Here is a 5,466-nt window from a genome sequence, read left to right as displayed (position 1 = left end):
GAGGGAGGGCAAATAGAAGAGATTCGCTATGGCTAGTGCAAGTAGCTTTAAGGTCAAGGTGGAGGGCGGCTATCTCCAGTTCAGCGCCGCTCACTTCATTACCTACGGCGGCAAGTGCGAGCGCCTCCACGGCCACAACTATGGCGTCACCGTGGAGGCGGAGGGGACCCTCAACGAGGATCAACTGGTCTTCGATTTCACCATCCTGAAACGCCTGACGCGCGAGATCTGCCAGCAGCTGAACCATCGCTTCTTGCTGCCGATGAAGAATCCGCATATCGAGCTGATTGCCTCCGCCGATGAGTGGGAAATCCGCTTCCGCGAGAAGCGCTATGTCCTGCCGCGGGCCGAGGTGGTCGAGTTGCCGATCGATAACTCGACAGCGGAACGGCTGGCCGAGTATATCGCGCAGGAGCTACTGGAGGCGCTCACGCCCTATAATACGTTGAATGTACATACGCTGACGGTGGGCGTGTCGGAGGCGCCGACGCAGACGGCCTACTGCCATCTCGATCTGCGGCGACGCCTGCCAGGATGAGACAAGCCGCTCGCTCGCTCAGGCCGTTGCCGCTGGACCCGCTTGCTCTGGGCCCGGCGCGGCAAAGAAGCGCTCTGCGGCGGCGCGGCCCTGCTGATAGAGGGCCTCGATCTCGTCGTGACTCAGGTCAAAGCGTGTGGCGCCGATGCTCCCGACGGGGATGCTGATGGTGCGGATGGCCTCCATGCCCCGAGCGCGCTGCTCCAGGACCAGGCGATCATGGGCCGAGAGCATGGTCGCCAGCAGGGCCTGACTAAAGGCGATGAGGTTGCCGGGCGGCAGCAGGGCCGGTGCTTGTGATAGGCCCTGGCCATCCTCATCTCTACCCTCGTTCTGGTCATCCTCACCATCGTTCTCGCAGAGGCGAAAGCCCAGCAGGGGCCGGGCCAGTTGGCCGTCTGAGGGGGCCAGCGCGAAGAGGGGAAAGTCGCTGACGAGGCCGCCATCGACGATGTAGCTGAGGCCACCGTCGGGTCGCTGCAGGGTGACTGGAACATAGAAGAAGGGAATACTGGCACTCATGCGTACGGCACGGGCAATATCGAGCTGGTCAGGATCGAGACCGTAGCCGCCACGCTCGCTGTGCAGGTCCTGGGGGAGGCGCAGCAGGCGTCGGCGGCTAACGTCAGCGGCGATCACGGTCAGTCGATAGTTGGGGGGATCGCTGGCCGCCGCTGCTGCTTCGGGGGGCAGGCGCAGGTCGCCGAAGGTACGCAGACCGCGCGCCAGTAGCAGCTCACGTACGAAATGCTCCAGGTAGGTGCCAGCATGCAGGCCGAGCCTGAAGAGCAGACGACTGACCTGGTGGAGGCGCAGATGGTCGTCGACGCCCTCATCGGCAAAGCGACGGTAGTCGATGGCTCCCATGATGGCGTGCAGCTCGGCAGCACTATAGCCGGCGGCGACCAGGGCGGCGATCATGGCCCCAGCTGAGGTGCCGGCCAGACGATACCAGCGATAGCCACGCTCTTCGGCAACGGCCAAGGCCCCGATGTGGGCCAAAGCGCGCATGCCACCGCCTTCGAAGACGGCGTCGGCGATCAGTGTGGGCGGGCGCACCGTCCAGGAGGCGGGGCCTGGTTGGGAGTAAGGAGCAAGAGGTAGGTCTGGAGTGCTGGACATGTTGTGAAGGACCTCCAGAGGATGAGGTTGTTGCTCGCGCGCCAGGGCGCGATGGGAGGGAAAGAGGAATGGTTTGCTCCAGAGAGCAGTTGCGCCCTCAGATGGACGCTCTTTATAATAACTATACACTGATTTCAACAGAAAAGAAAAGTCTCTGGACGGGCACAAGTGCAGTGATGCTCTAGCCTTTCCATCCCGAGTATTACCAGAGTGCTATCTTAATGATTTTTTTCTATGCAAGACCCCCAGGCCGTGATAGAATGGCAAGCGCAGAATCGCGAGATCGCGCCCACTGCAGCCAGGGGAGTATGTCACCCACGATGAGCAGGCTCTGAAGCCAGCGTCTCTCTCGCAGGCTGATACTCACTGTGCTGCTGTCGCGCCGCAGCTGCTGGTTGTAACAGGATAGGCTTCGAGAACGTTCTCCCCTGGTGACGACGAAGACGACGATGGATAAGGTCTATTATCTTGATTTACAGACCCTTCTGGACTACCTGCAGGGGCAATCGGCGATTCTCTCAACGACGGTGAGCGTACCTTCTGTGCGCGGCACCTGCCAGGGCCTGGTCTTTGTGAAGGAGGGGACGGTGCTCGAAAGCCTCATCCAGGGACCAAACGGCGCGCTGCTGGCGAGCGGGGCCCGAGCCTATGCGCTGTTGAGCAGTCGAGATCAGTGGCAGGTGCGTATTCAGCCCGATGTCGAGCAGGTTCTGCGCTCCCTGGTACGTCCCGCTCTGCCCGAGCCTGAGCCGCGGCCAGGACCGGGGGCGAGGCCGGCTCAGGCCGCGCTTCCTCCTGCCTCACCCGCCTCGCCTCCTTCCCTCTCGCTGACGCCGGTCCCCCGACCGCTGCGCCCGCTCGACGCCCAACTGCTGGCGGGCTTCAGCATGCGCCAGCGCTTCGTTCTGCGCCTGGTCTTCACGATGGTGAACGGCGAGCGCTCGGTCGAGCAGATCAAGGCTCAGTTGAATCTCTCGCCAGCAGTGGTTGAGGAAGCGCTGACGACCTTGCGCACTCTGGGTGTGATCAGCTAGCTCAACACTGCAGCTTCGCTACGATGGAGGATGGTATGAAATCCTTGCTGGCCTGGTGGTTCCGCCTGACGCTCCCCAGGCATCTCCCGGAAACAACGCCGGCTGAGCGTGAACGCGCTCGCTACGCACGCTTGACCAGCACCTTCGCTCTGGTGATCGCGCCGCTCGGCCTGCTGGCTTTTATCTATGGAGCGCTGACTTCGCTGAATCCAATCGCTCCCTGGATCGAGGGCGTGGCCTGCTTCTGCGCTTTGGCCTCCCCTCTGCTGAACCGCTGGGGCTTCACGATTGTCGCCGCCTCCTTGCTCGTGCTGAATTCGATGATCAACTCGGTGGGGAACCTGATTACAAACCCCCTCGATCCGGTCTACGTGGGGATCTTCAGCGCCCTGGTCATCCCGATCGTGCTCGCTGGCGCTTTGCTTCCCCCGGTGGCTGCCCTGCTGACTAGCTTCTTGAATAGCGTCGTCATCATCGGCCTGACGCTCTTTCAGCAACATACGCCCGAGTACGATCGCTGGCTGCGCCTGGGCTACGGCTCCATTATGATCGCTTTGCCGATTGCCCTGCAGTGGATTGTGGGAATCATCACCTATGTGATTATGCGCTATCTGATTGCAACTATCCGTCGCGCCGATCGGGCAGAAGAGATCATCGCGCTGCAAAAGGAGATCGCGGAGTATCAGCGCCAGCGCGCTCAGGAGCAACGCCAACTTGAGGAGGGCATCGCCCAGATTGCTCAGGTCCATGCGGCGGTGGCCAATGGCAATCTCGATGCCCGCGTGCCTACCGGACAGGAGGGAGTTCTCTGGCAGATCGCGGTGCCGCTCAATAATTTGTTGAACCACGCCCAGCAGTGGAAGCGTAATTCCGATCTGCTGGAGCAGACCTATACGCTGGCTCACCAGTTGGTGCGCTACTTGCAGCGCTGCCGCCTGCAACAGACACCCGCGGTCTTTACACAGCCAACGGGTACACCCCTTGATCCTATTTTGCCGGAAATTCAATACTTGAGTGAGAAGGCCGCCAGGACGAGCCGCACGTCGTCTCTGCAGTGAGCCGAGGGCGCAGACCCTCCCTGCTTCGCTCACTCATTCTGCGCGCCTGCGCCTGGCCTCTGTCGGCCTGCCGCGGCGCGTTGCGATTCCTGGAACCTGCTATTTGGAGCTTACTAGCTGGAAGGAGTTTTGGCTTATATGCGAGTCCTCGTGACGGGCGCTTTTGGCAATATCGGCTTTAGTACGGTGCAGGAGCTGCTGCGCCAGGGTCATACGGTCCGCTGTCTCGATCTGCGTACGAAGCCCAATGAGCAAAAGGCGGCTCAGATTAGCCGTGAGGCGGGTGAGCGGGTGACGGTGCAATGGGGCGATATTCGCCAGCGTGAGGTGCTGGCCGAGGCGGTGCGCGATCAGGAGGTGGTGGTTCATCTGGCTGCTATTCTGCCGCCAGACATCTATGAGAAGTTAGCGCTGGCGTATGAGGTGAATGTGGAGGGGACGCGCAATGCGATTGAGGTGGCGCGGCAGCAGCCCCAGCCTCCACGCTTCCTCTTCGGTTCGAGTCTGGATGTCTTCGGCTACACGCAGGATCAGCCGCCGCCGCGCAAGGTGACCGATCCGGTGCAGGCCACCGACGATTATACGCGCCACAAGCTGGAAGGCGAGGCGATGCTGAAACAGTCCGGCTTGACCTGGACGATCTTCCGCTTTGCTGACGTGCCTCCCCTGGGGCCGAGGCCGATCCATCCGATTATGTTCCGCATTCCACTGGATACGCGCCTGGAGATGCTGCATACGTTCGACGCCGGGCTGGCGGTGGCCAATGCGGTGAGCAGTGACGAGGTCTGGGGGAAGATCTGGCTGATCGGCGGTGGACCATCCTGCCAGGTGCGCTATCGCGATTATTTGAACCGCATGCTGGAGGTGATGGGAGTCGGTTCGCTGCCGGAGGAGGCTTTCGGCCACGAGCCGTACTGTACGGACTGGCTGGATACCAGCGAGAGTCAGCGGGTGCTGCGCTATCAGCGCCATTCCTTCGAGGAGATTATTCAGGACGTGGCAAAGTATGCAGCTCCTCCGGCGCCGGTGCGGGCGCTGATGCCGCTGCTGCGCCCGGTGGTGCGCCGCCAGATGCTGAAGCTTTCTCCCTATTGGCAGAAGGCTCAGGCTCCTTCGGCCTGAGTCTCGCGCTGAAAAAGCCCCTGGAGCTGCTTGAGGCGCGTTGGCCTGACTGCCCTTCTCAATAAGAGCAAGAGTAGTCAGCCGACGCGCCTTTTGCTGTTGGTGGGCCTGCAATGAGCCGCTCCGGCTTTAGATGAGGATGCGCCCGTCTTTGAGGAAGAGGGTATCGTCAACCCAGACTTCGCCTCCTTTGCGCAGGTCGCAAATCAGGTCCCAGTGTAGCGCCGAGCGGTTCTGTCCCCCAGCTTCGGGATAGCTGGCTCCCAGGGCGAGGTGGATAGTGCCGCCGATCTTTTCGTCGAAGAGGATGTTGCGGGTGCTGCGCTGAATGTTCCAGTTGTTGCCAAAGGCAAATTCCCCGGCGATGCGGGCGCCGCTGTCGATATCGAGCATGCGCAGCAGATAGTCCTGGCCCTGGCGGGCGCTGGCTTCGACAACTTTGCCGCCAGCGAAGGCCAGGCGCACGCCGTCTACGAGGCGCCCGTCGACGGCACTGGGCAGGTCGAAGGTGATGGTGCCTTCGAGGCTCTCTTCGACGGGACTGGTGAAGATTTCGCCGCTGGGAAAGTTGCGCCGCCCGTCGCTGTTGATG

At 61.7% G+C, this 5,466-nt stretch carries 6 protein-coding genes; 4 read left to right on the top strand and 2 right to left on the bottom strand.

Annotated features, from left to right (window positions below; all coding sequences use genetic code 11):
* Nucleotides 1–28 precede the first annotated feature (28 nt).
* Nucleotides 29–538 (top strand): 6-pyruvoyl tetrahydropterin synthase family protein, encoded by a 510-nt coding sequence (locus tag IRZ31_RS19920; protein ID WP_297157056.1) that lies wholly within the window; start codon nt 29–31, stop codon nt 536–538.
* 18 nt (nt 539–556) lie between these two features.
* Here IRZ31_RS19920 and IRZ31_RS19915 read toward each other — a convergent pair whose 3' ends face one another.
* The gene (locus IRZ31_RS19915; RefSeq protein ID WP_297157053.1) at nt 557–1,660 is read right to left on the bottom strand and encodes a patatin-like phospholipase family protein; all 1,104 of its coding nucleotides are present in this window, start codon (nt 1,658–1,660) and stop codon (nt 557–559) included.
* A 431-nt stretch (nt 1,661–2,091) separates the two neighbouring features.
* Between IRZ31_RS19915 and IRZ31_RS19910 the strand changes: the two genes are divergently transcribed.
* The 3 genes from IRZ31_RS19910 (at nt 2,092) to IRZ31_RS19900 (ending at nt 4,874) form a co-directional block, all read left to right on the top strand.
* Nucleotides 2,092–2,694 carry a hypothetical protein gene (locus IRZ31_RS19910; RefSeq protein ID WP_297157051.1) on the top strand — a complete coding sequence of 201 codons (603 nt, stop codon included), beginning with the start codon at nt 2,092–2,094 and terminating at the stop codon, nt 2,692–2,694.
* Between the two features lie 35 nt (nt 2,695–2,729).
* The gene (locus IRZ31_RS19905) at nt 2,730–3,752 is read left to right on the top strand and encodes a hypothetical protein (RefSeq protein WP_297157049.1); all 1,023 of its coding nucleotides are present in this window, start codon (nt 2,730–2,732) and stop codon (nt 3,750–3,752) included.
* Between the two features lie 138 nt (nt 3,753–3,890).
* Complete coding sequence (locus IRZ31_RS19900; RefSeq protein ID WP_297157046.1) at nt 3,891–4,874, top strand: NAD(P)-dependent oxidoreductase; 984 nt, start codon at nt 3,891–3,893, stop codon at nt 4,872–4,874.
* Between the two features lie 129 nt (nt 4,875–5,003).
* Here IRZ31_RS19900 and IRZ31_RS19895 read toward each other — a convergent pair.
* Nucleotides 5,004–5,466, bottom strand: a 463-nt coding sequence (locus tag IRZ31_RS19895; RefSeq protein ID WP_297157045.1) for an aminopeptidase, incomplete at its 5' end; no start/stop codon positions are given.

It is taken from the genome of Thermogemmatispora sp. (genome assembly GCF_019683635.1).
GTDB lineage: Bacteria > Chloroflexota > Ktedonobacteria > Ktedonobacterales > Ktedonobacteraceae > Thermogemmatispora.
Note: the sequence above shows the minus strand (reverse complement) of the source record. Positions and strands in the feature narration are given on the sequence as shown.

Coding starts and splice junctions, on each gene's coding strand:
- IRZ31_RS19915 (WP_297157053.1), bottom strand. CDS start 1,660: ATGTCCAGCACTCCAGACCTACCTCTTGCTCCTTACTCCCAACCAGGC.
- IRZ31_RS19920 (WP_297157056.1), top strand. CDS start 29: ATGGCTAGTGCAAGTAGCTTTAAGGTCAAGGTGGAGGGCGGCTATCTC.
- IRZ31_RS19905 (WP_297157049.1), top strand. CDS start 2,730: ATGAAATCCTTGCTGGCCTGGTGGTTCCGCCTGACGCTCCCCAGGCAT.
- IRZ31_RS19900 (WP_297157046.1), top strand. CDS start 3,891: ATGCGAGTCCTCGTGACGGGCGCTTTTGGCAATATCGGCTTTAGTACG.